Source organism: Frankia sp. CeRuru1, from assembly GCF_977966315.1.
Genome location: NZ_CDWWEW010000526.1, coordinates 1 through 2,667 on the forward strand (window position 1 = coordinate 1; position 2,667 = coordinate 2,667).

Sequence of the window (2,667 nt, forward strand, 5' to 3'; positions counted from 1 at the left end):
GACCAGCCGGGTGCCCTCGGCGGTGAGCCGTACGAGCCGGCCCTGGCCGGCGAGTACGGGATCGGCGGAGGCGACTCCGGCGTTCTCCCAGCGCTTCACGACGGCGCGAGCCGCGTTCTTGGAGATCGGGTGTTCCGGGCCGAGAATCTCCGAGATGTCCGACTCGAAGGCGGCTCGCATGTCGAAGATCCATTCGAGGGCGTGGAGATCCCGTTGGTTGAGGCGAACGTGCCCCCTGTCCGCTCTGCTCTTGCGAGGCTGGTCTGACACCGTGCTCCCTGGGGTTTATGGCTGGGAAGTCTATGGGCGCGGGGTTCTGCGGTCGTGATTGTCGTCAACCCGGCCGGGGTGGTTCCACGTGTTGTCGCGATGTGCCGCTCCGTGGGGCCGGGACTTGTGGCCCTATGCGGGGATGTTGATCGGTGAGTTCTGAATTATAGGGCCGGGCGGTACCGGTCAACCGGGTTGCCCGGAAGTGTCGGGAAGCGTGCCGGTGGAGTGCGGTGTGGCACGGGCGCACCCGGCTTAGCGGGGAGACCGTGTCTCGGAGTGTTCCTGGTGGTCACCCGCCCCCGTCCGCCGACGGCCTGCGGTAATTTTTCGCCCGGCCTTATGACCGTAGGGCCCGGATCGGGCATGGGGTGCCGGTAGATGGCTCGATCCGGGACTTCTCTTATTCTGCTGCCTCTGGGGGAAATTCGTTATGATCACCACAGGAATGTGGCCGTGTGAATGTTGCACTGTATTGTCCGGAATTCGACGGATCGGGATTATCTCGGCACTGACCCGCGTTTCGCGGGTCAGTGGCCCCGGGGGGACCCGATGACCTCGACCGGGCAGGGGGGTAGGACCGATCAAGCAAGTAGGACCGATCGGGGGAGCCGGATCGAGCAGGGGAGTGGGGCCGATCGGGGGAGCCGGACTGGGCCGGAGGGCGGACCGGACGACCGCACGGGCCTGCTCCGCCTGCCCGTTCTGCCGCATCCCCGCCCCCCGCTGGAGCGTCCCGAGCGGACGGGCGGTTCGGCCGCGGAACCGGTCGGTCCCCGGGTGGACGTCGGGCCACAGGTGTCGGTCGTGATACCCACCCGCAACGAGGCGCACAACGTCGAACCGCTGCTGCGGCGCCTCGACGATGCGCTGCACGGCCTGTTCGGAGAAGTGATCTTTGTTGACGACTCCGACGACGGAACACCCGAGGTCATCGCGCGCGTCCGCCCCTCGATGCGGTTACCGGTACGGGTGCACCATCGGACCCCGGCCCAGCGGGTCGGCGGGCTGGGGGGCGCGGTCAGCGAGGGCTTCGCGCTCTGTGCCGCACCCTATGCGGTGATCATCGATGGGGACCTCCAGCATCCGCCGGAGACCATCCCGGCGCTGCTCGGCACCGCCGTGGAACATGCCGCCGACGTGGTGATCGGCAGCCGGTACGTGTCCGGCGGCAGCGCATCGGGGCTCGCTGGAAGCATGCGGCACCTGGTCTCGACGGGGTCCAACCGGTTGTGCCGGTGGGTCTTCCCCCGTCGGCTGCGCGGCGTCTCGGACGTGATGAGCGGCTTCTTCCTGGTGCGGGTTGCCGTCGTGGACCGGGCCGGCCTGCGACCGGACGGCTACAAGATCCTGCTGGAGCTGCTCGTCGCGTCCGGACGGCTGCGCGTCCGCGAGATCGGGTACGCCTTCGCCGAGCGGCACGCCGGGACCTCCAACGCCTCGCTGACCGAAGGCGCCCGCTTCGCCCGGCGGCTGTTCGCGTTGCGGGTTCCGAAGCCCGCGCGCTTCGCCCTGGTCGGGGCGTCCGGGACGGTGCCGAACCTGCTTGGCACCGCCGTGCTTCACCACGTCGGCCTGCACTACCTGGCCGCGGCGATCGTCGCGACCCAGATCGCCATCGGCTGGAACTTCCTCGGCTGCGAGCTCCTGGTCTGGGACCGGGAGACGGGTTCCCGGCTGCGTCGCTATCCGGCGTTCGCGCTCATCAACAACCTCGATCTGGTCATCCGGCTGCCACTGCTCGCGGTGCTGGTCGGGCGATGGCATCTCGGCGTCGGCATCTCGACCCTGATGTCCCTGGCCGCCGCGGTGATCGTCCGATACCTGGTGGTGGATCGGCTGGTGTACCGGCGACGGGCGGTGCCTGAGCGGGCGGTGCCTGAGCGGGCGGTGCCCGAGCGGGCGGCGTCGCCGTCGCGCGGAAGGCCGTCGGAGGACGGGGTGCCCGGTGCGGTTTCGTAGCCCACCCGCCGGTGACGGCGTACGCCTCGGCGCCGGCGGGGTCCTCATCCGGCTGTTCTGTTCCGGGCATGCGCAGCTCCCCGACGGGCGGATCCTGCTTGCCGGCGGCACCTTGGCGTATTCCACGCCAACGACGAACTACAAGGGAATGGCGAGGAGCTAATTCGCCGATACCACGGTCGCCGAGTACGTGGCCGACCTCCCGAAGCTCGTCGCGGCGAACTGACCCTCCATCCAGACCGGGGACCGGACCCGCCGCGGTGTCGCCCGCCCGCGGTGCTCCGTGCCCATCCCCTTCAGGCAGGTACAGGTGACATCCGATTCTGATTCCGATTCCGAAGTCCCGAGTGCGCGGGCGCTCCCCCGCGGTGCGCGTCGGCAGGCCCGTGCGCACCGAGCTCCCCGCGTGCCCCGACGCTCACCTCGGCCGTGGAT

The 2,667-nt window shown here is 69.5% G+C and carries 2 protein-coding genes and 1 pseudogene; 2 read left to right on the forward strand and 1 reads right to left on the reverse strand.

Features of this window, described 5'->3' with window-relative positions; genetic code table 11:
- Nucleotides 1-270, reverse strand: a pseudogene (locus AC08OP_RS23810) (hypothetical protein); the annotation flags it as partial.
- A gap of 798 nt (nt 271-1,068) precedes the next feature.
- On the opposite strand from AC08OP_RS23810, the gene AC08OP_RS23815 reads away from it, so the two are divergent.
- Nucleotides 1,069-2,232 carry a glycosyltransferase gene (locus AC08OP_RS23815; RefSeq protein ID WP_476616214.1) on the forward strand — a complete coding sequence of 388 codons (1,164 nt, stop codon included), beginning with the start codon at nt 1,069-1,071 and terminating at the stop codon, nt 2,230-2,232.
- Nucleotides 2,219-2,395: a hypothetical protein gene (locus tag AC08OP_RS23820; RefSeq protein WP_476616215.1), complete on the forward strand. Its 177-nt coding sequence runs from the start codon at nt 2,219-2,221 to the stop codon at nt 2,393-2,395. The genes AC08OP_RS23815 and AC08OP_RS23820 overlap by 14 nt, the downstream gene beginning before the upstream one ends.
- The last annotated feature ends 272 nt before the right edge of the window (nt 2,396-2,667 follow it).